Source organism: Rhizobium ecuadorense (assembly GCF_001187535.1).
In the GTDB taxonomy this organism is placed as follows: domain Bacteria; phylum Pseudomonadota; class Alphaproteobacteria; order Rhizobiales; family Rhizobiaceae; genus Rhizobium; species Rhizobium ecuadorense.
The window spans coordinates 1-23,705 of the sequence record NZ_LFIO01000512.1 but is presented as its reverse complement, the minus strand read 5'-3'; the positions used below and the strand labels follow the sequence as shown (position 1 = coordinate 23,705).

The following is a 23,705-nucleotide window of genomic DNA, read 5'->3' as shown; positions in this document are numbered from 1 at the left end:
TCAATACGCCTTGCCTCTGGCCGATACCGGCCAAAGTGTTTCGACCTTGCCGTTGCGGATGCCGACATACCAGTCGTGGACATTGCAGGTCGGATCGCAGTGACCGGGAACAAGACGAAGCTTCTCGTTTATTCTCAGGACGCCCTGCGGATCTTCGATCACGCCATGTTCGTCGGTGCACTTGACGTATTTGACATCGCTGCGGCCATAGACGAAAGGCAGACCGGAATCGACCGACTGCGACTTGAGGCCAGCGTCGCAAATTGCCTTGTCGGCCTTCGCGTGGCTCATCACCGTGGTCAACAGAAAGAGCGCATTTTCCCATTCGCCCTTGTCAATCCGGTTGCCGTCCTTGTCCTGGATGCGCCCGTAGTCGGCGTCCATGAAAGCATAGCTTCCGCATTGCAGCTCGTTATAGACGCCCGAACTGCTCTCGAAGTAATAGCTGCCGGTGCCGCCGCCGCTTACCAATTCAGGCTCAAGGCCGGCGCTCTTCAGAGCTTCGACAGCATCCTTCACCTGTGCAATGGCGGTATCGAGCTTGAGTTTGCGGTCGTCATATTTGTCGATATGCTGCATGGCGCCCTGGTAGGCCTGGATGCCGGCAAAGCGGAGGCCTGGAGCCGCATCGATAGCGCGAGCAAGCGCGACAACGGCCGAACTCGTGGTGACCCCGCACCGACCGGCGCCGCAGTCGATTTCAACGAAGCAATCCAGAGACGTGCCATGTTTCTGGGCTGCGGTGGACAGTTCAGCGACATTGTCTAGGTCGTCGACGCATACGATTATCCTGGCGCCCTGCTGGGGAAGTCGGGCAAGGCGATCGATCTTCAGCGGATCGCGCACCTGGTTGGAGACGAGGACGTCCCGGATCCCGCCTCTGACGAAGACCTCCGCTTCGGACACTTTTTGGCAGCACACGCCGATGGCTCCGCCCAACTGCTCTTGGAGGCGCATGACGTCCACGGACTTGTGCATCTTGCCATGGGCGCGATGACGCATATTGTGCGCTTTGGCGTAGTCACCCATCTTCCGGATGTTTCGCTCCAGCGCGTCGAGATCGAGGATCAGACACGGCGTTTGGATGTCCTCGACACTCATTCCCGGCAGAGCCGGTACATCATAGCCGACTTGAAGGCCGTCGAAGTTTGCTTGCATGTTCATTTACCTCTCCCTTATTGCCAGGGTAACGTGTCGAGATCGACATTGCCGCCGGTGACGATGATGCCGATGCGCTTGCCGGAAAACAGGTGTTTGTTCTTCAGAATGGCCGCCAGCGGAACGGCGCTCGACGGTTCCATGACGATCTTCATACGCTTCCAGATGAGCTTCATGGCATCGATGATGTCAGTCTCCGATGCGGTGAGGATGTCGCTGACATTATTCTTTACGAAGTGCCAGGTCAGCTCTTTGAGCGGAACTTTCAAACCGTCCGCGACGGTGTTGGGCGCGTCGTCGGCGATGATGTGTCCACCCTTGAAGCTACGATAGGCATCGTCGGCCTGTTCGGGTTCGGCGGCATAGATCTTCACCCTTGGCGCAAGATTTGTCAGCGTCAGGCAGGTGCCCGATACCATGCCGCCGCCGCCGATGGGTGCAATCACCGCGTCCAGGTCGTCGACCTGCTCTATCAGTTCCTTCGAGCATGTCGCCTGGCCGGCGATGACGCGGGAGTCGTTATAGGGATGAACGAATTCGGCGCCCGTTTCGGCAACGACCTCGGCGAAAACCGCCTCGCGCGACGATGTCGATGGTTCGCATTCGACGACCTGGCCGCCGTAGCCCCGCACCGCGTCCTTTTTGGCTTGCGGCGCCGTCCGCGGCATGACGACGGTGCACGGAATTCCTCGGCGCCCGGCGGCATAGGATAGGCAGGTGCCATGGTTGCCGGACGAATGGGTGGCAACGCCCCTCGCCGCTTGCTCTTCGCTGAGACCAAAGACCGCATTGGAGGCGCCACGGGCCTTGAAGGCACCGGCTTTCTGCAGGTTCTCGCATTTGAAAAACAGATTGGCACCGACAAGCGTGTCGATGAATGTCGAGGTAAGGACAGGCGTGCGATGGATGTGCGGTTTGATGCGCTGATGGGCTTCAAACATGTCGGATAGAGTGGGTATGTACATCTGGATCAGACCTCAGGCTACCATGTAAGAAGCGGAGCTTTGGCTATTGCGGTAGATTGCCTGTGCCGCGGCAACGCCGGAGCCGAGTTTGATGTTGAGGCCCAGATCGACCATGACCATCTCGGCCGTGGCAATACCGGACAGCGCCATCACATCCGTCATGCTGCCGACGTGACCGATGCGGAACACCTTACCCGCGACGTCTCCGAGGCCAGCACCGAAGGCGACGTCGTATTTTGTCGCAGCGTGCGTTACAAACCGGGAGGCATCGAAACCGGCAGGCGTCTGAACCGCGGTGACCGTCTCGGAATAGAGCTCCTCGCGCGCGGCGTAGAGCTCAAGCCGCCAGGCCCGAACCGCGGCGCGAACGCCGGAGGCGATGCGCCTGTGGCGCGCAAAAACGTTCTCCAGCCCCTCTTGAAGAAGAAGCTCCGTCGATACCTTGAGACCGTTCAGGAGCCCGACCGACGGCGTATAGGGGTAGCCGTTGGTCGAATAGCCCTTGGCCATATCGCGCACGTCGAAGAAGGCCCGCGGAAGTTTCGCCGTTTCCAGTGCCGCCATGGCCTTGGCTGAAAAGGCGGTAATCGCCAGACCGACAGGCAGCATGAATCCCTTCTGCGACCCGGTCACGGCAACATCGACGCCCCATTCGTCCATTCGAAAGTCCATCGAAGCGATGGAACTGACGCCGTCGACGAGCAGCAGAGCCGGATGATTGGCGGCATTCAGCAGCCTGCGCACTGCTGCAACGTCGGACTTGACGCCGGTCGCGGTTTCGTTGTGGGTAACGAGAACGGCCTTGATCTCGTGCGCCTTGTCGCCGTTGAGAAGTTCCTCGTATTGCGCCAGCGGGACGCCGTCGTGCCAGGAGGACTCGATAGCATCGACTGTCAGTTGGTAGCGCCGGCACATGTCGATCCACTTATGGCTGAACATGCCGTGTCGGCCAGCCAGGACGCGATCGCCCGGGCTCAACGTATTCGTGATCGCCGTCTCCCATCCCCCGCTGCCCGTCGCAGGAAAAATGAAAACGGAAGCAGTTTCGGATTTGAGAACCTGCTTCACACCCGCCAGAGCGGGATGAAGGATTTCGCCGAACATCGAGGAACGATGGTCCATGGTCGGCATGTCCGCCGCCTTGCGCAAGATTTCCGGCATGTTCGTGGGGCCTGGGATGAAAACCGGATTTTGTCCGTACATGGTATGCATCCTCCTGTGCTTTCAAACTAGATAACATGGGTTTGCGCGAAGATATATTTTTTTGAAAAAAATTTTCAATCGTGTAATAATTTGACATTTTATAATGAATTTCAATATGTTGATATTTTTCATTGTGTGAATTCGTTTTTCAATTAATGATAAAAGCCTGCAATTGCGAGGGTGATCGATGCAAAACTTAAACCGACGGCGAGGGCGTCCGAAATCCTTCAACGAACCCCAGTCCTCGAGCGTCATACAGTCGCTCGATCGCGCTCTGGATGTCTTGGAGGCGCTGGCGTCGCCGGAAGGAATGACGCTGTCTGAACTTTCTGCCCATCTCGATCAATCGCCCGCGACGATGCATCGCGTTCTCGCCACACTCGAACGCCGCGAGTTCGTCGAGATCAGCCCTGATCGGCAGGTCTGGTTCATCGGCCCGGAAGCCTACCGCACCGGAGCGGCATTTCTGCGCCGATCCAATGTCGTCGAACGAAGTCGCCCGATCATGCGCGAGTTGATGCTGGAGACAGGAGAGACGTCGAACCTCGGCATAGAGAAGGACGGGAATATTCTCTTCATCAGCCAGGTCGAGACACATGAATCCATACGCGCCTTTTTTCCGCCAGGAACTCTGTCGCCCCTTCATGCATCCGGCATCGGGAAGGCGTTGCTGAGCACCTATGATGATGGTCGCCTTTCTGCCTTGTTCAAGACTTCCACTTTGAAGCGGTTTACCGAAAATACCGCGCGCTCGGTCGCACAACTGAAAGAGGAACTGATCGTCAGCCGGGAGCGCGGCTATGCGATTGACGATGAGGAGCGGACCAAAGGCATGCGCTGTGTCGCCGCGCCGATCTTGAACGTACACGGCGAAGCGGTGGCCGGCATATCCGTCTCCGGCCCTACGCATCGAATGCCTGACCGGCTCATCAAGCAAATCGGCGAGCGCGTCGCCGGAGCTGCGAAAACCGTTTCTCGCAGATTGGGGGGCGGATAGCTTCACGATCTCAACCACCGCGCAGATCCGGTCGCCCCGATCGAAGCTTGGAAAGACCTCTCGGTTTTGGCCCGCCGGTTGCCCAATCCAGCAGTTCAACGGTGTGGACGATCGGAAGCTCGGTACCCGAACCGATCTGCATCATGCAGCCGATATTGCCGGTGCTGATTAACTGCGGGCGAACGGCCTCGATGGTTGCGACTTTGCGCGATTGCAGTTGCTGCGATATTGCCGGCTGCAGCAGATTATAGGTGCCTGCCGAACCGCAGCAGATGTGGGAATCGCGCGGCTCGACCACATCGAAGCCCGCCGATTTCAAGAGATCCTTCGGCTGGGCGCGAATTTGCTGGCCATGCTGCAGAGAGCAGGCGCCGTGATAGGCGACGCGAAGCGGAACGGCGTGCCCAGCGTCCTCGAGCCCGATATCCGCCATGACTTCGGTGACATCCCTGGCAATCGCCGCAACGCGCTCAGCGTCGGCCGCCATCGGGCCGTTTCGGAACATATGTCCGTAGTCTTTGACGGTGGTCCCGCATCCGGACGTGTTGATGACGATGGAATCCAGCCCTCCCCCGTCAAGCTCCCGAACCAAGGCGCGAATGTTGGCGCTGGCCATGGCGCGACTTTCCTCGGCCTTTCCCATGTGATGCGTGAGCGCTCCGCAGCAGCCGATGCCTTTCGGGACGACCACCTTGCAGCCGTGCCGGGTCAGAAGCCTGATCGTTGCGTCGTTGATATCCGTGTTCAGCGCACGCTGGGCGCAGCCGACCAGGAGAGCCACGCGTTTGCGCCGCTCGCCTTTTGGAGGAAATACTTGTGGCCTGTCGTTTTTGCTGACCTTGGGGATGCTCTCCGGTACCATCTCCAGCATTGCCCGCAACCGGGCATCGGGAACAAGGCGCCGCAGGGGGCGGGCCAATTTGGCTGCGGTCAAGGCCCAGCGGAACCGCTGAGGATACGGCAATATCCGGGCCAGCAGCCATCGTAAGGCCCGATCGTCCCAGCGGCGAGTATAATTCTTCTCGATATAATCGCGCGCGTGATCGATCAGGTGCATATAGTTCACGCCGGAAGGGCATGTCGTCATGCAGCTGAGACAACTGAGGCAACGGTCGATGTGCTTTACGGTTGCGTTGTCGGGAACCCTGTCGTTTTCCAGCATATCCTTGATCAGGTAGATCCGGCCGCGCGGACTGTCGAGTTCATCGCCCAGCACACGATATGTTGGGCAGGTTGCCGTGCAGAAGCCGCAATGGACGCAGGACCGCAGGATCTCGTTTGATGTACGTGTAGCCGGGTCTGAAAGCTGGACTTGATTGAAATTCGTCTGCATCTAGCTGTCCATCAAACCGCGGTTCAGGATTGCGGCGGGATCGAACTGGTTGCGCAATGCCTTCGAGAGGCGAGCAACAGCTTCGCCTTCAGGCGCGAACCTCGGGCGGCAAAATGGGCTTTCGCTGCGCATCAACAAGGCCTGTCCGGTGCCGCAGGCCCTGCGAACCTCAAGCGGGTCCGCCTGCCCCGCAAACCAGATCAGCCCGCCTCCCCAATCGAGCGATACGGTTCCTCCAAGGTTCTCGAGTGCGGATGCGACGATCGACGCATCCGTCGGCTTGACCAGGATTCGCCACAGCGGCAACTGCGGGTCGTCAAAGTGGTGCAGGTCTCGCAGCCGGCTCCACAGGTCCTTGCTCACAACATCGTAGAGAAAGTCGATATTATAGTGAGGTAGCAGGTCGAATATCTTTTCGCGCCTGTATCTGACCTGCTTGGAGCGCCCCTCGATCCTCAGCCAGGCAGTCCCGGATCTAAAGGCGGCGCCGGAAATCTCCATGGGGCTTGCAAGCGCGGTTTGAAAAATCCGGCTCGCTTCCGACACAGACACATTGCTGAAGCCGACCGACAGCTCGCTTTCGGGCGCTGGCAGCGTCTTTATGGCCACTTCCGTCAGGACGCCCAGTGTGCCAAAGGAACCGCAGAGAAGTTTGCCAAGATCGAGACCCGTGACGTTCTTCATCACTCGGCCGCCGTTCTTGACGATCCGGCCCCGGCCATCGGCAAAGCGAACCCCAAGCAGATGGTCTCTGCAGGCGCCGATCTGGACGCGCCGCGGGCCTGAAGCATTGGTCGCAACCACGCCGCCAATGGTTGGAACACCGCCCGTGCTAAGAACGGTACGATGATCCATGGGCTCGAAAGCCAGTGCCTGGCCCTCTGTGGCAAGCGCCGCCTCGATTTCCTCAACGGGCGTCCCCGCTCGGGCGATCAGCGTCATGGCACCAGGTTCGTAGGTCACGATGCCGCTGAGGCGTCGCGTCGTCAGCGTGGTGGTTTCGAATGGAAAACTCGGCTTCAGGCGAGTGCCGCCGCCCATGATGTGGAGCGCTTTTGCCGTCTTGCAGGCCTCATCGAGGAAGGCGGAAAGTTCAAGTTCGTCCGCGGGGGAGAAGACGGTCTCTACGGATGCAAGCATGTTGCCGTCTGTCATCGTGATCGAGCTCTCTCGCGGTAGGGCTTACTCACCTCAAGGGGAAAGACTTTGGCAGCGTTCAACAGCCAGGCCGGATCGAAGACGTCCTTGATCGCCATCTGGATGTCCATGTCCGTCATGTTGAATTGTGCGGTCATGAGATCGCGCTTTTCGATGCCGACCCCATGCTCGCCGGTCAGGCAACCGCCAACGTCAACACAAAGACGAAGAATGTCGGCGCCGAAAGCTTCGGCGCGCTCCAACTCGCCCGGCGCGTTGGCGTTGAACAAGATGAGCGGATGCATGTTTCCGTCACCGGCATGAAAGACGTTGGCGACTTCCAGGCCGTATTCCGTTGAGAGCTCGCCGATGCGCTTCAGCGTATAGGGGAGTTTCGAAACCGGCACCGTTCCGTCGAGGCACAGGTAGTCGCCGAGACGACCCATCGCGCCAAACGCCGACTTGCGGCCTTTCCAGATCGCGAGCGATTCATCGGCGGTTCGGCTGCTGCGAAACTCTACCGCTCCCAGCGCCTCAGCGATGGCGCGAATGCGCTGCGTTTGCTCGTCGATCTCCTCTTCGGATCCCTCGACTTCGACGATCAGAACGGCGGCGCAGGCGGGATACCCGGCTTTGGCAAATGCTTCGACCGCGCGCAGGCACACATCGTCCATATATTCGATCGCCACCGGCAGCAGACCGGAGCGGATGATGCGGCCAACGCATTCACCGGCAATCTCGGCGCTTTCGAAACCGATCAACATCGGCCGGGCGCCTTCGGCCTTGGGCACTATCTTCAAGGTCGCCTCGGTGATGATCGCGAGCTGGCCTTCGGAACCACACAAGAGTCCGAGAATATCAAGACCGGTCGTCCCCAAAAACGGCCCACCCAGCTCGACGACTTCGCCGCTCGGCAGCACCATGCGAAGGCCCATCAGATTGTTCGTGGTGACGCCGTATTTGAGGCAGTGGGCGCCCCCTGAGTTCATCGCAATATTGCCGGCAATCGTGCAGGCAAGCTGCGACGATGGGTCGGGCGCGTAGAAAAATCCATCCGCGTCCAGTTCGGCACTCACGGCAAGGTTGGTGACACCGGTCTGGACCCGGATAAATCGGTTTGCCGTGTCGACTTCGAGGATTTCGCGCAGCCGGATCGTGCTGATAACGACGCTATCTGCGGTGGGCAAGGCGCCGCCGGCGAGCGAGGTCCCTGCCCCGCGCGGCACGACGGGGACGCGGCGCTCATAGCAGACACGCATCGCTGTCGCGACCTCCTCGGTGCTGCGTGGTAAGACGACCGCGAGCGGCGGACAGCGATAGGCTGTCAGTGCATCACATTCATAGGCCCGGGTCTCCTGCGGATCCGAAATGACGGTGGCTTTGGGCAAGGCCGCTTCCAGTTCGGCGATGATCTGAGGCAAGCGCGCCAGAATGTCAGCACGCGGCTCCGGCATGGCTATCGTTGACATGATCTTTCCCTTGCGTGCTTCGTCCCGACGGTCAAATCACACCCATTTCGCAATCGAGGGCTCTCCAGTTCCTGGGCACGGGATCTCGCTGCGGTCGCCGGACTTTTTCGCGCGCCGCCCTCAGCCGCGCAAAATCGTCACCGGCATGGTGGGAGGAGCGGGTCAGCGGGCTGGAGGCGACCATCAGGAAGCCCTTGCTGTAGGCGACCGTCTCATAAGACTTGAACTCGTCCGGGGTGACGAAGCTTTCGACCTTGTGGTGCTTGCGGGTCGGCTGCAGGTACTGGCCGATCGTCAGGAAGTCGACATCGGCGGTCCGCAGGTCGTCCATCAGTTGCAGCACCTCGTTGCGCTCCTCGCCGAGGCCGACCATGATGCCCGACTTGGTGAACATGGTCGGATCGAGTTCCTTCACCCGCTGCAAGAGCCGGATGGAATGGAAATAGCGGGCGCCGGGGCGAACCGTCAGATAATTGCCGGGGACCGTCTCCATATTGTGGTTGAAGACGTCGGGCTTGGCGGCGACGACGCGCTCCAAGGCACCCGGCTTCTTCAGGAAGTCCGGCGTCAGGATTTCGATCGTCGTTGCCGGCGAAGCGGCGCGGATCGCCCAGATCACCTTTTCGAAGTGCTCGGCGCCGCCATCCTCCAGGTCGTCGCGGTCGACCGAGGTGATGACGACGTGGGACAGGCCCATCTCCTTGACCGCCTTGGCGACATTCTCGGGCTCGGCCATGTCGAGGGCGTTCGGCTTGCCGGTGGCGACATTGCAGAAGGCGCAGGCGCGGGTACAGATTTCGCCCATGATCATGAAGGTGGCGTGCTTCTTGTCCCAGCACTCGCCGATATTCGGGCAGCCGGCCTCCTCGCAGACGGTGACGAGCTTGTGCTCCTTCACGATCGCCCGCGTCTCGGCATAACCCTTGGAGGTCGGCGCCTTGACGCGGATCCAGTCCGGCTTGCGCATGACTTCCGTATCCGGCCGATGCGCCTTCTCGGGATGGCGCACGCGCTTGGCGTCGGGATTGATCGTGTCGAGAATGGTCACCATCCGATTTGCCTGTCCGTCACTCTATCGTTGCCAGTTCCGCACCGAGCGCGACCACTGCGCCTTGTGCGGCCTTGATGGAGATGCGGCCGGCCTTCGGCGCCAGCACCCGGGTTTCCATCTTCATTGCCTCTATCACGGCGACCGCCTCGCCTTCGGCAATTTGCGCGCCATCTTCGACGTTCCATTTTTGCAGGGTGCCGGGGATCGGCGCCGTCAGCGCATTGCTGTTTGCATCAGCGGATACAGGGCCTGATGTCGTTCTTGGAGCCGCGCCGCCCGAAAACAGCCCAGCCGGAAGGCCGAACGCATGGCGTTTGCCGTCGATCTCGATGAAGCTTCGCAGCAGCCCGCCTTCCACCGGATCGACTCGCGGAGCCGGCTCGACGCCACGGAATTCTGTCTCGATCCAGTTGGTGAAGACCTTGAACCCATCCTCGCCGGTGAAAGCCGGTTCCTCCAGCACGGCCCGGTGGAACGGCAGCACGGAGGCGACGCCTTCGATCTTGAATTCCGCAAGTGCGCGGCGAGCGCGGATCAACGCTTCCTCGCGGGTCGCGCCGGTAACGATCAGTTTGGCCATCATCGAGTCATAAAGGCCGGGAATTTCGGAGCCGGCTTCCACGCCGCTGTCGAGCCGGATGCCGGGACCGGACGGGGCGCGAAAGCCCGTGATCAACCCCGGTGTCGGCAGAAACCCACGGCCCGGATCCTCGGCATTGATGCGGAACTCGAAGGCATGGCCGCGTGGGCCAGGTGTCTCAGTGACCGACAGCGGCAGCCCATCGGCGATGCGCAGTTGCTCGATGACAATATCGACGCCGGTCGTTTCCTCCGTCACCGGATGTTCGACCTGCAGGCGGGTATTGACCTCGAGGAAGGAAATGACTCCATTCTGCGATAGAAGGAACTCGACCGTGCCGGCGCCGGTATAGCCGGCCGAGGCGCAGATCGCCTTGGCGGCATCGTGAATGCGGCTGCGCTGCTCCTCGGAGATGAACGGTGCCGGCGCCTCCTCGACCAACTTTTGATTGCGCCGCTGCAGCGAGCAATCGCGGGTGCCGAGCACCACCGTATTGCCGTGGCTGTCGGCGATGATCTGCGCCTCGATATGGCGTGGTTTTTCCAGGAACTGTTCGGCATAACATTCGCCGCGTCCGAAGGCTTCCTTCGCCTCGCGCACGGCGGATTCGAAGAACTCGCCGACATCCTCGATGCGATGAACGACCTTCATGCCGCGGCCACCGCCGCCGAAGGCAGCCTTGATCGCCAGCGGCAAACCGGCCTGCCGGGCAAAGGCGATGGCTTCCTCGGCGGTGGCCAGAGGACCGTCCGATCCTTTGACAAGAGGCGCCCCGACCTTTTCGGCGATCCGTCGTGCTTCTACCTTGTCGCCAAGCGCCGTGATGACCTCAGGCTTGGGGCCGACCCAGATGAGGCCGGCATTGATGACGGCGCTCGCGAATTCGGCACGCTCGGACAAGAATCCGTAACCGGGATGGACCGCATCGGCGCCGGCGCGTCGCGCGATTTCCAGGATCTTTCCGATATTCAGGTAGGTGTCGACCGGGCGGCCGGCGCCCAGGCAATAGGCTTCGTCGGCAAGGTCGACATGCAGCGAGGCAGCATCGGCATCCGAATAGATCGCGACCGAGGCGATGCCATAATCGCGCGCAGCGCGGCTGATACGGATGGCGATTTCGCCGCGATTGGCAATGAGCAATTTTTTCATCGGTTGGTTTCCCTGACGAGCGGATCGAATGGGGCGACGATATTGAAGCGGATGTTGGCGCCGATCGGGATCTGGCCGGCGAGATCAAGGTGGTGGCTGGCCACGACACCGATCACCGGATAGCCGCCAGTCAACGGATGATCGGCCAGGAAGAGCACCGGTTGCCCGCTGTGCGGCACCTGAATTGCCCCGATGGGTGTGCCCTCCGACGGCAATTCGGCGGCATCCTTCCGCTCCAGCGGCTCGGCTCCGGCGAGCCGCACGCCGACGCGGCTCGATTCAGCCGTCACCTGCCAGACCTGATTTGTGAGTGTCTCTATACCCTTTGCTGTGAACCAGTCGGTCCGCGGGCCAAGGACGACGTCAAGCGTCACAGTATCTCCGGCTCTGGGCAGCGCTCGTGCGTCGCGCCGGAAGGGATCGACGGCAGAGACGGGTGCGTTGGCCGGCACCAGAACATCGCCTGCCTTAAGCGGCGCAGGCCCGACTTTTGCCAAGGTGTCGGTGGCAGCCGAGCCGAGAATGGGTTCGACAGCGAAACCGCCGCGCAACGCTATGTAACTGCGCATGCCTTCCGTGGGAAAGCCGAGCGTCAGTTCGTCGCCGGCATCGAGCGCGAAGGGCTGAGCGAAGGGTGCGGCGATGGAACGACCGTCTTCGGTCGATATAACAAGCGGCGCAGGCGCACCGGTCACGGCGAGCGTGACCGGTCGATCGGTTTTGAAGGCGAAGCCGCCGAAAGCAATTTCCAAGGCAGCTGCATTGTGCGGATTGCCGACAGACAGATTGGCCTCCGTCAGGCAGGCACGGTCGAGCGCACCGGATTCCGACACGCCCTGGTTGCCGCGGCCGGGCCGGCCGAGGTCTTGAAACAGTGCCGGTCTATCGGCGCGGGTGACGGCAAGTCCCTCCCCGGCTTGCACGGCTTCGGGCTCCGGGACAGCGGCGGCCGCAACCACGGCGCCTTTCGCGATGTCACGAAAGCGGACGCGATCGCCCGGTGCCAGAAGTGCGGCGCGCGGTCGTTTGATGTCCCACATCTTCAATGGGGTCGTGCCGATGAGCTGCCAGCCGCCCGGACTGTCCGAGGGATAGACGCCGCCGAATTTGCCCCCGAGCGCCACGGAGCCCGCAGGAATGCGCACGCGCGGGCTCTTGCGGCGCGGCAGGTCGAAGTCCGGATCGTCCGAGGTCATATAGGCAAAGCCGGGTGCAAAACCGGTGAAGGCAACCGTGTAGGTGGCTTCCGTGTGGCGGCGGATGACGTCATCAACCGGCCAGCCGAGGATTTCGGCGACTTCGGCGAGATCTTCGCCGTCATAGCTGACTGGGATCTCGATTGTCTCGCCCTGGCGAGCGCTGCGATGACCGAGATCAAGAGCGCATATATGCGCGCAAAGACGTGCCCGATCCGTCACATGGGGATCGAAGCGGAGCATCACTGTTCGGGCGGCAGGCACCAGTTCGACGACCCCCTCCGGCCGATCGGCCAGAAGGCGATCGAGCAGCGTCAGCGTCTTTTCCAGACCGTCGAGTTCGACGAGAAAGGCATGGCTGCCGGCGGGCAGGAAACGCAGCTTGTCAGTCATGGTCGACATCCGTGAAAGGATTGAGGCCGACGCCGTTGCTCATCAATGCTTCGCGCAATGTCTGAGCGATGGCCACGGCCGCCGGAGTATCGCCGTGGACACAGATCGATTGCGCTTCGAGCCTTATCTCCGTGCCATCAACCGCCGTGATGCGACCGTCCGCCACCAGACGCAGCATCCGCCTGGCAATGGTTTCCGGGTCGTGGACGACCGATCCCGGCAGGCGGCGGCTGACGAGGCTGCCATCGGCGTTGTAGGCCCGATCGGCGAAGGCCTCACAGACAACCGTCAGCCCGGCCGCACGCGCCTGCTCGACGATGGGTGCCCCGGAAAGCGCCAGCAAGGCGAGCGAGGGATCGACCGCCTTGATACCGGTGATGACATCGTAGGCCTGCCGGGCATCAGTGGCAATCGTGTTGTACAGTGCCCCATGCGGCTTTACATAACGCACCCGGGTGCCCGCGGCTTTTGCCAGAGCCTGCAAAGCGCCGATCTGATAGATGGTATCGCCGACGAGCTCGGCGCTGGACGGATCCATGTTGCGGCGACCGAACCCGACGAGATCGCGGTAACCGATATGGGCTCCGACCGAGACGCCGCGTTTTGCCGCTTCCTTTAAAACGGACAGGATGCCCACCGGGTCACCGGCATGGAAGCCGCAGGCAATGTTGGCGCTGGTGACGATCGACAGCATCGAAACATCGTCACCCATTGCCCATGCACCGAAGCTTTCGCCGAGATCGCTGTTGAGGTCGATGCTTGCCATGTTATCTGCCTTATCAGTTGCCGCTTTGCGGTCGTCATGAAGTTTCGCGACCTCCACATCATCGGATTGGTCCGGTCATGTCCATAGACGTCGCTCTGCCGCCCGGTCACGCTCTTGCTTGTTTTGATCGCCTGTATTGATCGATGACGACGGCAAGGACGATGATGGTTCCCTTGATGATCTCCTGGTAATAGGAGCCGATCTTGAGGAATGTGAATCCTGAGGTGATGATGCCGAGGATGATGGTTCCGATCAGCGTTCCGGTGATGCGTCCTGCGCCGCCGGCGAGCGATGTTCCGCCGATGACGGCCGCGGCAATGGCGTCGAGTTCGTAAGCCGTGCCCATGGTCGGCTGGGCGGATGCGGCTCGGGCTGCGGTGACCACTCCTGCCAGACCCGACAGCAGTCCGGCGACGGCATAGACCTTGATCAGATGGGCGCCGATATTGATGCCGGAGACGCGCGCCGCCTGGGGATTGGAGCCGATCGCATAGGTATATTTGCCGTAGCGCGTATAACCGAGGGCAATGTGGGAGAGCACGGCGACGCCGAGAAAGATGATCACCGGCAGCGGCACGGGAAAGCCGAAGATGATGAAGCTCTTGCCGAGCCAGGTGAATTGCGGCGTCAGGAGAGCGATCGGTTGTCCGAGCGTGTACCACTTGGCGACGCCCCTGGCGCAGACCATCATGCCGAGCGTGGCGATGAAGGGGGGAATGCCGGTCTTGGCGATCAGGACACCGCTGATCCATCCGGCCAGAAGACCGACGACGAGGCCGGCCAGGATCGGCCAGATCGGCGAAAGATCGGTGAGTGCGGGATAAAGGGCGCGCACATCGGTCGAGCTTTGGGCCAGTGAGGCGGCGACCATGGCGGTCAGCCCGACCACCGAGCCGGAGGCCAGGTCGATGCCGCCGGTGATGATGACATGGGTGACGCCGACGGCGAGAATGCCGGTCACCGAAACCTGCAGGATGATGATCGACAGGCGCTGCTCGTTGCCGAGAAACGAACTGCCGACGAAGACCCAGCCGAGGATCTCGAAGGCAAGGGCAATGCCGACCAGCACCACCGCCATCGACATCTCACTGTGAAACTTGCGTTTCGACACAGGCTTTTCCGCCACAACCGTGGCCCCAGGGGTTATCGTCATTGTGCTGCGAGCTCCATGATCTTGACTTGATCGGCCTCAGCCCGATCGAGGATGCCGGACACGCGTCCTTGCCGGATGGTCATGACCCGGTCACTCATTCCGAGGATCTCGGGCAGTTCCGAGGAAATCATGATGACGGCCACGCCTTCGGAGGCGAGCGTGGAAATCATGCGGTGGATCTCGGCCTTGGCGCCGACGTCGATACCGCGCGTGGGTTCATCGAGGATGAGGACGCTCGGCTTTGTCAGCAGCCAGCGGCCGATTAGCACCTTCTGCTGATTGCCGCCGGAGAGGTTCAGTATCTTTTCGCCCATGCCGGGGGTCTTGACCCTCAGCGATGTCGTCATCGCCTCGCAGTCCTGCGACAGCCGCTTCTGCTCGACGAAGCCGCGACGCACATACCCGCCATGGAGGGCGGCCATCTGCATGTTCTGTTGAATGTCCAGCAGCAGGAAGCAGCCGGATTCCTTCCGGTCTTCGGTGAGGAAGGCCATCCCGTTTTCCATGGCGACGGCGGGAGAACTGACGTTGACGGACTTGCCTCTGATCTCGATCGTACCTGATGTCGCCGGTGTCACACCAAAAAGCGTTTCAGCAATGTTGGAGCGACCGGCGCCGACAAGCCCGGCGATCCCGAGAATCTCGCCGGCATGAAGGTCGAACGAGACGTCCTGGAAGATACCTTTGAGACCTAGATCGCGGACGCTGAGCGCGACGTCGCCGATTTTAGCCTCCACCTTGGGAAACATCTGCGAGATCTCGCGCCCCACCATCATGCGGATGACTTCTTCACGGGTCAGGTCTTGCGCAGCCTTGGTCGCGATGTGTTTGCCGTCGCGGAAAATCGACACCTCGTCGGAGATCTCGAAAAGCTCGTTCATCTTGTGGGTGATATAGATGATGCCTTTTCCCCGCTCCTTCAGCGTCCTGATGATACGGAAAAGATGCTCGACCTCGCGTTCGGTGAGCGCGGAGGTAGGCTCGTCCATGATCAGGACATCCGATTCATAGGAAACCGCCTTGGCAATCTCGACCATCTGACGGCTGGCAACCGAAAGCAGACCGACCCTTTGGTCGGGGTCGAGATCAATGCCCAATTCTTCGAAAAGCCTGTAGGTGCGGCTGTGCAGTTCCTTGTGATCGACGAGACCAAAACGGTTCTTTGGTTCACGCCGGATCCAGATGTTTTCCGCAATCGTCATATGGTTCATCAGATTGAGCTCCTGATGAATCATGGCGATGCCGTTGTCGAGGGCGTCGAGCGGACTGCTGAGCCGAATGGGAAGGCCGTTTAAGAAAAACTCTCCTGCGTCCGGCGTGTAGATGCCGGCAATGATCTTCATCAGCGTGGACTTGCCCGCGCCGTTTTCGCCCATAAGGGCATGAACCGTGCCGCGTCTCAGGCGGAAGGAGACGTCATCCAGCGCAACGTTTCCGGCAAATTCCTTGCGGACATCTTTGACCTCCAGGAGATATTCGGCTGTCGGAACAGCGCCGCTTTCCCGGACCGCCTTGACGGTCGATGGTGAGATATTCGGCATCGTGGCAGACCTTCTGCTTTCTATGCATAGAGGTTCCGGCTTCGGATGTGTCTTTGCGGGCACATCCGAAGTCGGGCGGCGATCAGTTCTTGGCGAGGTATTTCTCGACGTTGGCCGGATTGACCAGCTCGTAGGGGATCCACATCGGGGATTCGACTTTCTCGCCCTTGGCAAGCTTGACGGCGGCATCCACCGAGCCGGCGCCCTGTCCGAGTGCGTCCTGGAAGACGGTGACGTCGAGATCACCGTTTTGCATGTAATGCATCGCTTCCTTGGTGGCGTCGACACCGGCAATGACGACATCCTTCATGTCCCAGCCGGCCGCCTTCAGCGAGTTGACGGCGCCGATGGCCATTTCGTCGTTGTTGGCCAGCACCGCCACCGGCTTGTAGCCGGCGGTGATCCAGTTGGTCATCAGGTCCTGCGCCTTGACCGGATCCCAGTTGGCAGACTGCTCGTCGATGATCTTCATGAAGTTGCATTCCGGCTTGGCCGCGACGTCATGAACCGCCTTGCTGCGCAACACGGCCGTCTCGTTCGCCAGCACGCCCTGGATGATCAGGATGCCGGCCTCGTCGGTCTTCTTGGCCTCCTTCAGGACACGGCAGACTTCCTCCGCCTGCAGCATGCCGGCAACATGTTCGTCGGAACCGACAAACGCCGCCTTCGGCCCGAGCTCCTTGACGTCGCTCGGCGTGTTGTTGACGTAAACCAGCGGAATGCCGGCATCCGCCGCCATCTTCGTCATCGTCGGCGTGGCCGACGTTTCCACCGTGTTGACGATGATCGCATCGACCTTGGCGGCAATGAAGTTTTGAACCTGCGACAGCTGCCGGTTGACGTCGCCCTCGGCAAATTCGATCTGCAGCGGCTGCTTCAGTTTGGCTGCCTCGTCCTTAATGCCCTGCACCAGAACCGCCAGGTTCGAGTCGGAGTGGGAAATGGTCACGCCGATATCACCGGCATGCGCGGCAGATGCCGCAAGCGCCATCATCGCTGTTCCAAGGATCATTCGCTTCATGTCGTTATTCCCCTGTTTCTTGATCGAGCGTCCGGAAGCACCCAGAATTGTCCGGACCGTCCTCCTCCTATAAGGACGGCTAGTGATCACGCCGATTGTCGGAGCTGCAGTGTGAACGGCAGAATGATGTTCTTGATCTGCTCGTCATCGGGACGCGGCTTGGTAATCAGTTCGGCAATGGCCGGGCCGAAGTCCAAGGCCGGAACCTTCACTGTCGTAAGCCAGGGTGCCAACCATTCGTTCAGGCGATTATCGTCAAAGCCGCAAACCACCAGATCCTCAGGCACTTGCATCCTTCTCTCGAGGGCTGCCCGATAGACGCCATAGGCGATCATGTCGTTGGCGCAGAATATCGAGTATTTCTTGGGCTCGGCTTCGAGCAGGCGCGACGCACAGTCGTAGCCGGCTTGCATGGTATAGGCGCTCTCGAACTGGAGAACTTTGGCATCCTTCCCGATCCCGGCGAGGAAGCCGTCCAGTCGTGCGGTGCTGCCCGAATAATGTCGCGGACCGTGGATCGCCACGCAGTTGGTATAACCGCGCTCGACGAAATGGCGCCCGACCGCCAAGCCGGCCTGGAAGTTGTCGATCCCGACATAGGGCGCGAGAATTCCTTGAGCCGGGCGCCGGTTGACGAAGATCAGATTGTTCTGCCGTGCGGCCAGTTCACGTAATTTCGGCGTATCGATCGCTCCCTGAAGAACGATTGCGCGCGCTCTCAGCCCCAGCGCGTCGGCAAGAAGCCGGTCCTGCTGGATCGCGTTCTCGCCGGTATTGGCGAGAACCATCGACAGACCAATCTCTTTGAGCGCGCTTTCCACCGACACGGCGATATCGGCCGTGAAGTGGTTGGTCGCGTCGGGCACCAGCATCATGACCACGCGACTTTGAGCAAGGCGAAGCGAGCGGCCGATCTCCGACGGGGTATAGCCCAAGGACTTGGCCGCCCTACGAACGCTTTCGATCTTATGAGGAGAGACCGAATCTGCCTTTCCCGAGAAATATCGCGAGACGGTCGCAGTCGAAACACCCGACAAACGTGCGACATCCCTGATCGTGGGGGGCTTTGACATCAATGCTTACCTAGATGGTCGGGCACGCGCATCATTCTGATGTACGACTGCCGGTGTTAACGATTACATTTTACCGTCGATTTTTAGCGTTGGCCGCATCGACGATTGGTTTGAGGTATTCGAGTGAGACGCGTGCGACCCAGTCCGGTTCGATGCCGCGCTGGTGGAAGCCGCACTCCATCGAGAGGTAGCCGTCGAATCCTGTTTCGGCGAGGGCCTCGATGAGGGCTGGAAAGTCCCCCCGTCCCATGCCCGGCGGCAGGCGGTTGTTGTCGGATGCGTGGATATGGACCAGATCCTTGCCCATGGCATAGACGTAGTCGCTCATCACTTCCTTCTCGGTGATGACGTGATGGCTGTCGAACATCAGACGCACGTTCGGCTCGCCGACATCCTTCATCATGTCGATGGTATTGTCGCAGGTATTGACGATGTTGCTGTCTTCCGGGGTCGGCTCGATGACGATCTCGACGCCGAAGTCCTGGGCGAAGCGGGCGATCTCGCCGATCGCCTGTGCCGCCCAGTCCCATGCCTGGCGGTAGGTGGTGCCGAAGATGTACCAGCCCGGCAAGCAGATCAGCCGCTTGCCGCCCCAGTCGGCGGTGAGATGGACCATGTCCTTGTAATGGTCGATCGCCCAGCGGCGCTCTTCGGGGATCGGCGATGCGACGTTGTTGCCGGGGCCGCCGCCATGGGCCGGCAGCATGGCGGCCAGCTCGAGCTCGTAGTCCTTCAGCATCTGGCCGAGATCCTTGCGCCGTTGCGGGCTCAGGGTCGGCGGAAAGACATGCGGGCTGGCCGCGCCGATCTCGATGGCGTCATAGCCGATCTTCTTGACGCGACGGATGGTTTCCTCAAGCGTATAGGCCGGCAGCCAGGTCGGGTTGCTTGCATAGGGCCAGGTGTGCATTGCGAGCTTGATGGTCATCGAAGGCTCCTTCAGGCGGCAGATTGCTTGATGGTTTCCCAGGCGCCGTTCTGCCCGGAGACGAGAATGGCTTCGGCGATGCGCTCGATCTGCACGCCGTCCCTGAAGTCAGGCGAGGCCGGCTTGTTCTCGGCGATGGCCTGCAGGAAGTTGTACCATTCGATCGATTTGATATCGATGTAGCCCTGCCCCATGCCGGCCACCGGCCACAGCTTGTCGCCGAAGGGCTGGTTCGGGCCGGAATAGATGGTGCGGAAGCCGAAGGCATCCGCCGGATCGTCGGCAAAGGCGACCCGCAGCTCATTGAGGCGCTGGTAATCGAAGGCGATCGAGCCGCGGGTTCCATGGATCTCGAAGCCGAGCTGGTTATGATGGCCCCAGGAATTGCGCGTCACTTCGATCGTGCCGTGCGCCCCGCCTGCAAACTTGATCATCGTCAGCGCGGTGTCGTCGACGTCGACCTTGCCCTTTTCCGAGGAGGCCGCCCCGCTCGGACCGAAGAAGCGACCGGCCGGCAGCGGCCGTTCCGGGATGAAGGTCTTGACGATGGCGTTCACCTGGTCGAATTCGCCGACGAGCAGGCGTGCGGCATCGATCACATGGGTGCCGATGTCGCCAAGCGTGCCGGAACCCGCCAGCGCCTTGTTGAAGCGCCAGGAAAGCGGCTTATCCGGATCGGCGCCCCAATCCTGGAGGTAATAGCCGCGGAAGGTCAGGATGTCGCCGATGCGGCCCTCGTCGATCAGGCGCTTGGCCATCTGCAGGGCGGGCGTGTGGCGGTAGTTGTAGGATACCATCGTCACCACGCCGGTCTCGTTGGCTGCCGCCAGCATCGCCTCGGCCTCGGCCACCGTCATCGACATCGGCTTTTCGCACATGATGTGCTTGCCCGCCTTGGCCGCGGCAATGGCAATCTCGGCATGGGTGCTGTTGGGGGTGCAGATGTCGACGATATCGATGTCGGGGCGCGAGACGACATCGCGCCAGTCGGTCGCGTATTCGGCAAAGCCGTACTGCTTGGCGGCGTTCTGAGCCAGTTCCTCGTCGATATCGACGACCACCTTGCGCTCGATTTCGACCGGGGAACCGAACAGGATCGGCACGACCGCGGTGGCGATCGAATGGGCCTTGCCCATAAAGCCGGTGCCGATGAGCGCAACGTTCAACTTCTTCACTGATAAGCCTCCAAAGGAGGGTCGGCGCATGTGCCGGCACCCTGTTTTCCAGAACCCTGCGAGCCGTCGGGCTCGATCGCCATTTCGCGATGTTAACGTATACAACATCACAAAAAACACGATGTCAACGATTACATTTTCGTTGACGCCGGATTCTATCGGCGTCGTTTCCCTATCAAAGGAAGGATAAATGATAGTAGAGAGGTGGAGATGCCCTGCGCAGCCGGCTAGCAGCATTCGCTTTTATCGAACGCTTACAAGCCGGCAGTTTCCGATAGATCCTTGCTGAAGGAATGATTCTGTCAAGCAAGACTCAGCCCTTGTAGGCGCGGGCAAAATGTCGAGGCAATCATGGATCGTCCCCGTCGCCAATCCGAGCGCGATGAGATCATCGCGATCGGTAATTATCCGGCGCTCACAGTCAAGCTTGAAGGTTGGAGCTTCCGCGGCTGTATGCCGTCAGTCGGCGAGCCGTCGGATGCTTCGTCACTTCAATTGACGCCAGTCCCCACTGTCACCTTTCCATCCGATGACCCGCCCGGCCAATCGGTCAAGCGTGTTGCGCAGCGCATTAACGAGCCCTTCCCACTCCCGGGCAGAAATGCCGTCAACAGCCGGCTCCGGTCCCATGAACATGCCGTCGACACCCCCGAACGAGACACACTGCTCTATGCATCTGCGTTCCAAAGCGCCGTCGTGAAAGATTGACGGTTTCTCCAAAAGCGCGGAAAGCGCGGCGATCAACCCGGTTGCTCCCCAGTTTGAGACATTGGAAACGATGAGGTGATCCGCCGCGGTCGCCGCGGCAACGCCGCCACGCCCGGGATGTCCGCTATCCTTGGCTTTGGGCGAAAAGTTCTTGAGATCTTCAGCGATCAGCCCCATGCCCAGTTCGTTGCCGCCATCCCCGATCGCAATGAAGGGAATCTTGCGCTTCTTGGCACTTAAGAAAAACTGGTCGAGATCTGCGACAAGATTGTCGAGCGGACGTCCGCCGAGTCCATGGTAAAGGCTTTTGTCGTTTTGCCCAGGCCGCTCGATCGATATCACCAATGAAGGTTTTGTCACCTCGAGAAGCTGATCTGTGATGACCTTGCACCCGGCCGTATCTTTGGGGACGCTGCGAATATAAACCGGTCGGACGAAGTCGACCGGCCTGATTTGGCCGTCGTCGGGGAATGAGAGCGGCGCAAGTCCGGCGCCTCGACAAGTCCCCTCCATCATGCCGACCCAATTGTCATCGGTCAGGATCACGGTCTCGACGCCTAGCCCGAGGAAGAGCGCGCGCGCGAGGAGCGCTGCGCCTACAGGGCCGTCGGTTTCCGGGACGCCGCCGCCTTCAGGAAAGCCGGTCGCAATTACGATCGGGCCACGATTTTCGCGAACGACGTCAACGATCAGGTTGGCCGCATCCATGCAGGCAGGCCCAGGCTGACGCGATTGCAACGCCTTATAGATCTTCCCTATAAGGCCCACACCAGTAAGATCGAGCGTCATGAAGTTTTCGATCGTCAGGGCGATATTCTGACCCTTGGCGTTTTGCAGATCAAGCATAGTGGCTCCCGGTAAGGCTGAGTGGACAACTAAGGGTTTTGGTTTTCTGTATAGACATTGCCGCTACATCTGGACGTCGTTCTATCGTCGACGCCGATGTTAACGTATACAACGACGTATTTGTAGCGATGTCAACGATTACATCAGCGCTCATGTTGGTCGATGGCTGGGATTCGCATACCGAAACTTGCGAACCTCCAATCCCTTAACTGACTTCGACAATTTCCCGGCGTTTAATTGACAATCGCCGTTCAGCGACAAACGGCTGAAATTGCTTGACGACCTGCTGTTCGCAATGAAGGGTGCCCTTTGCTGACGACGCGATCAGACTTTCGCTTCGACAGAGCGGATGCCAGAAGAAGTCATATGAGTTTTTAGCGATGACCAAGCCGCCTACTGTTAGAGACGTCGCGCGCCTGTCGGGCGTGTCTACGGCAACCGTGTCACGATACTTTGGTGGCAAAGCCGATGCGGTTGCCCCTCACACAATTGAAAGCGTTAAGAAAGCGGCGGAGATTCTTGGCTATACTCCTTCGGAGATCGGAAGGTCTCTCCGTCTTGCTCGAAGCAGCGTTGTGGTGATGCTCGTGCCAGATGCGTCGAACCATTTTACAGCTGACGTTGCCGCATCTCTGGAGAATTCTCTGAAGTCGTCAGGCCTTTCGATGGTTCTGGCAAATGCGGCGGAAAATGCTGAGCAGCAGGATCGTCTGCTCGCGGATGCGCAGGGGCTGCGAGCCCAGGCCATCGTTTTACAAGGCGCGATTGACACCCCACGGTTGCGCGAACTGTGCTCCAGACAAAAGAACATAATCTTCGTAAATCGTCGTCCGGCCGAGGGAATAGTTGCTCCCTATGTGGGCGTCGACAATTTTGCTGCGGGCATGGCAGTCGGCCAATATTTTGCGGAGCGTGGTTATGTGAACTGCGTGGCGATCCACGGTCCGAAAAATTATTCAGGAAGCAGCGAGCGGCTTGATGGTTTCATTGCTGGTCTAGGCGACAGAGGTCCAGTCAAGAGGGTCGAGGCTGCGTACACTATGGAGGCCGGCTACGAACAGGGGCGGAAGTTGCTTTCAAAAAGCAAAAGGCGTCTCTCCATTTTTTGCGGCAACGATATGATCGCTTATGGTGTCCATCGTGCGGCACTTGAGTTAGGGCTTGCCGTCCCCGACGATGTCATACTGATGGGGTTCGATGACAATCGTCTAAACGACTGGTTGGCTCCTTGGCTGTCAACCGTAACCGTTCCTGCATTCGATTATGGTCCTGCAATAGCTCGATTAATCGAGGCTCCTCAGGGGCAGCCTGAGGAGGCGGCAAAAATCATATTGCCGTTTCAGATTAAGATCAGGCAGTCCGCTTAGGATGCATATTGGCGTCAATCTGGGCGCTCGCAGGCGCTAGCGATGACGCCGGGCGACGATGCGGCCGGATAGCTAATTCCGGCCACATAGCGCGATCGTAACTAGATGCCAATTTCGCTCACGAATAGCTCGTCGAGCAGCGCCGACCTGAGCTTTAATCGCGGAAAATTCCATTTCCCGTTGGCCCGAAATCGAGGCGCAACTCACGGATTAACACGTTTGCGACCACAGCGAGCAAACCGTCGAACAGACAAAAGCACTCTTTTCATGAGAGGGTATTTTAGTCCTGCCCTGCCGATCATTGAACAGCAAAGACTAAAATGCGTTGCAGAAATAGGACGTTCATGGGCCTCGCGTTTGGCTAGTTCCAGATCCGCAATCATATTACCTCCGCGTAGTCGCCATTGGGTGTGCGTTCTGACGATAAGATAACCGTGCCGCTCCGCCTCACATATTCGGATAGACCGGCCCCTCGCCGCCCTGCGGCGGCACCCAG

General features: G+C 60.0%; 19 protein-coding genes. 2 read left to right on the top strand and 17 right to left on the bottom strand.

Translation table 11 applies throughout. The features are described from left to right. From bhcC to bhcA, 3 genes are read right to left on the bottom strand one after another with little or no spacing between them, the layout of a single operon-like run. Positions 1 to 1,164 carry a 3-hydroxy-D-aspartate aldolase BhcC gene (gene bhcC / locus AF337_RS11710; protein WP_049732294.1) on the bottom strand — a complete coding sequence of 388 codons (1,164 nt, stop codon included), beginning with the start codon at positions 1,162 to 1,164 and terminating at the stop codon, positions 1 to 3. A gap of 11 nt (positions 1,165 to 1,175) precedes the next feature. Continuing rightward, positions 1,176 to 2,123 carry a beta-hydroxyaspartate dehydratase BhcB gene (gene bhcB / locus AF337_RS11705; RefSeq protein ID WP_049732293.1) on the bottom strand — a complete coding sequence of 316 codons (948 nt, stop codon included), beginning with the start codon at positions 2,121 to 2,123 and terminating at the stop codon, positions 1,176 to 1,178. A gap of 12 nt (positions 2,124 to 2,135) precedes the next feature. Then, positions 2,136 to 3,326, bottom strand: a complete 1,191-nt coding sequence (gene bhcA / locus AF337_RS11700) for an L-aspartate--glyoxylate aminotransferase BhcA (protein WP_049732292.1) — start codon at positions 3,324 to 3,326, stop codon at positions 2,136 to 2,138. Positions 3,327 to 3,513: 187 nt separating this feature from the next. Here bhcA and bhcR point away from each other — a divergent pair, with 187 nt between their 5' ends. Then, a complete protein-coding gene (bhcR, locus tag AF337_RS11695; protein WP_049732291.1) occupies positions 3,514 to 4,323 on the top strand; it encodes an HTH-type transcriptional regulator BhcR in 810 nt (269 codons plus the stop codon). Between the two features lie 10 nt (positions 4,324 to 4,333). Here the strand turns inward: bhcR and glcF are convergent, their stop codons facing one another. From glcF to AF337_RS11625, 14 genes are all read right to left on the bottom strand, one after another. Further along, complete coding sequence (gene glcF, locus AF337_RS11690) at positions 4,334 to 5,656, bottom strand: glycolate oxidase subunit GlcF (RefSeq protein WP_049732290.1); 1,323 nt, start codon at positions 5,654 to 5,656, stop codon at positions 4,334 to 4,336. Beyond that, positions 5,657 to 6,811: an FAD-binding protein gene (locus AF337_RS11685; RefSeq protein WP_152970996.1), complete on the bottom strand. Its 1,155-nt coding sequence runs from the start codon at positions 6,809 to 6,811 to the stop codon at positions 5,657 to 5,659. Continuing rightward, entirely contained in the window at positions 6,808 to 8,262 is a 1,455-nt protein-coding gene (locus AF337_RS11680; protein WP_049732289.1) for an FAD-linked oxidase C-terminal domain-containing protein, read from the bottom strand. The genes AF337_RS11685 and AF337_RS11680 overlap by 4 nt, the downstream gene beginning before the upstream one ends. Positions 8,263 to 8,293: 31 nt before the next feature. Then, on the bottom strand, positions 8,294 to 9,313 hold the full coding sequence (gene lipA / locus AF337_RS11675) for a lipoyl synthase (RefSeq protein ID WP_082336791.1): 1,020 nt from the start codon (positions 9,311 to 9,313) through the stop codon (positions 8,294 to 8,296). A gap of 16 nt (positions 9,314 to 9,329) precedes the next feature. Continuing rightward, a complete protein-coding gene (locus AF337_RS11670; RefSeq protein ID WP_049732288.1) occupies positions 9,330 to 11,042 on the bottom strand; it encodes an acetyl/propionyl/methylcrotonyl-CoA carboxylase subunit alpha in 1,713 nt (570 codons plus the stop codon). After that, positions 11,039 to 12,631, bottom strand: coding sequence for a 5-oxoprolinase subunit B/C family protein (locus AF337_RS11665; RefSeq protein ID WP_049732287.1), 1,593 nt, complete (start codon positions 12,629 to 12,631; stop codon positions 11,039 to 11,041). Before AF337_RS11665 ends, AF337_RS11670 begins: the two co-directional genes overlap by 4 nt. Beyond that, on the bottom strand, positions 12,624 to 13,397 hold the full coding sequence (locus AF337_RS11660) for a LamB/YcsF family protein (protein WP_049732286.1): 774 nt from the start codon (positions 13,395 to 13,397) through the stop codon (positions 12,624 to 12,626). Before AF337_RS11660 ends, AF337_RS11665 begins: the two co-directional genes overlap by 8 nt. Before the next feature lie 106 nt (positions 13,398 to 13,503). Continuing rightward, positions 13,504 to 14,550 (bottom strand): ABC transporter permease, encoded by a 1,047-nt coding sequence (locus AF337_RS11655; RefSeq protein ID WP_049732285.1) that lies wholly within the window; start codon positions 14,548 to 14,550, stop codon positions 13,504 to 13,506. Beyond that, the gene (locus AF337_RS11650) at positions 14,547 to 16,091 is read right to left on the bottom strand and encodes a sugar ABC transporter ATP-binding protein (RefSeq protein ID WP_049732284.1); all 1,545 of its coding nucleotides are present in this window, start codon (positions 16,089 to 16,091) and stop codon (positions 14,547 to 14,549) included. Before AF337_RS11650 ends, AF337_RS11655 begins: the two co-directional genes overlap by 4 nt. 82 nt (positions 16,092 to 16,173) lie before the next feature. Continuing rightward, entirely contained in the window at positions 16,174 to 17,112 is a 939-nt protein-coding gene (locus AF337_RS11645) for a substrate-binding domain-containing protein (RefSeq protein ID WP_049732283.1), read from the bottom strand. A gap of 86 nt (positions 17,113 to 17,198) precedes the next feature. Next, positions 17,199 to 18,185: a LacI family DNA-binding transcriptional regulator gene (locus AF337_RS11640; protein WP_049732282.1), complete on the bottom strand. Its 987-nt coding sequence runs from the start codon at positions 18,183 to 18,185 to the stop codon at positions 17,199 to 17,201. Positions 18,186 to 18,255: 70 nt separating this feature from the next. Further along, positions 18,256 to 19,113, bottom strand: coding sequence for a sugar phosphate isomerase/epimerase family protein (locus tag AF337_RS11635; protein ID WP_049732281.1), 858 nt, complete (start codon positions 19,111 to 19,113; stop codon positions 18,256 to 18,258). A gap of 11 nt (positions 19,114 to 19,124) precedes the next feature. Next, positions 19,125 to 20,288, bottom strand: a complete 1,164-nt coding sequence (locus tag AF337_RS11630) for a Gfo/Idh/MocA family protein (RefSeq protein WP_049732280.1) — start codon at positions 20,286 to 20,288, stop codon at positions 19,125 to 19,127. A 486-nt stretch (positions 20,289 to 20,774) separates the two neighbouring features. Beyond that, a complete protein-coding gene (locus AF337_RS11625; RefSeq protein WP_049732279.1) occupies positions 20,775 to 21,842 on the bottom strand; it encodes a glutamate cyclase domain-containing protein in 1,068 nt (355 codons plus the stop codon). Between the two features lie 380 nt (positions 21,843 to 22,222). Between AF337_RS11625 and AF337_RS11620 the strand changes: the two genes are divergently transcribed. Then, positions 22,223 to 23,209, top strand: coding sequence for a LacI family DNA-binding transcriptional regulator (locus tag AF337_RS11620; protein WP_049732309.1), 987 nt, complete (start codon positions 22,223 to 22,225; stop codon positions 23,207 to 23,209). Positions 23,210 to 23,705 lie beyond the last annotated feature (496 nt).

Coding starts and splice junctions, on each gene's coding strand:
- bhcC (WP_049732294.1), bottom strand. CDS start 1,164: ATGAACATGCAAGCAAACTTCGACGGCCTTCAAGTCGGCTATGATGTA.
- bhcB (WP_049732293.1), bottom strand. CDS start 2,123: ATGTACATACCCACTCTATCCGACATGTTTGAAGCCCATCAGCGCATC.
- bhcA (WP_049732292.1), bottom strand. CDS start 3,326: ATGTACGGACAAAATCCGGTTTTCATCCCAGGCCCCACGAACATGCCG.
- bhcR (WP_049732291.1), top strand. CDS start 3,514: ATGCAAAACTTAAACCGACGGCGAGGGCGTCCGAAATCCTTCAACGAA.
- glcF (WP_049732290.1), bottom strand. CDS start 5,656: ATGCAGACGAATTTCAATCAAGTCCAGCTTTCAGACCCGGCTACACGT.
- AF337_RS11685 (WP_152970996.1), bottom strand. CDS start 6,811: ATGACAGACGGCAACATGCTTGCATCCGTAGAGACCGTCTTCTCCCCC.
- AF337_RS11680 (WP_049732289.1), bottom strand. CDS start 8,262: ATGTCAACGATAGCCATGCCGGAGCCGCGTGCTGACATTCTGGCGCGC.
- lipA (WP_082336791.1), bottom strand. CDS start 9,313: ATGGTGACCATTCTCGACACGATCAATCCCGACGCCAAGCGCGTGCGC.
- AF337_RS11670 (WP_049732288.1), bottom strand. CDS start 11,042: ATGAAAAAATTGCTCATTGCCAATCGCGGCGAAATCGCCATCCGTATC.
- AF337_RS11665 (WP_049732287.1), bottom strand. CDS start 12,631: ATGACTGACAAGCTGCGTTTCCTGCCCGCCGGCAGCCATGCCTTTCTC.
- AF337_RS11660 (WP_049732286.1), bottom strand. CDS start 13,397: ATGGCAAGCATCGACCTCAACAGCGATCTCGGCGAAAGCTTCGGTGCA.
- AF337_RS11655 (WP_049732285.1), bottom strand. CDS start 14,550: ATGACGATAACCCCTGGGGCCACGGTTGTGGCGGAAAAGCCTGTGTCG.
- AF337_RS11650 (WP_049732284.1), bottom strand. CDS start 16,091: ATGCCGAATATCTCACCATCGACCGTCAAGGCGGTCCGGGAAAGCGGC.
- AF337_RS11645 (WP_049732283.1), bottom strand. CDS start 17,112: ATGAAGCGAATGATCCTTGGAACAGCGATGATGGCGCTTGCGGCATCT.
- AF337_RS11640 (WP_049732282.1), bottom strand. CDS start 18,185: ATGTCAAAGCCCCCCACGATCAGGGATGTCGCACGTTTGTCGGGTGTT.
- AF337_RS11635 (WP_049732281.1), bottom strand. CDS start 19,113: ATGACCATCAAGCTCGCAATGCACACCTGGCCCTATGCAAGCAACCCG.
- AF337_RS11625 (WP_049732279.1), bottom strand. CDS start 21,842: ATGCTTGATCTGCAAAACGCCAAGGGTCAGAATATCGCCCTGACGATC.
- AF337_RS11620 (WP_049732309.1), top strand. CDS start 22,223: ATGACCAAGCCGCCTACTGTTAGAGACGTCGCGCGCCTGTCGGGCGTG.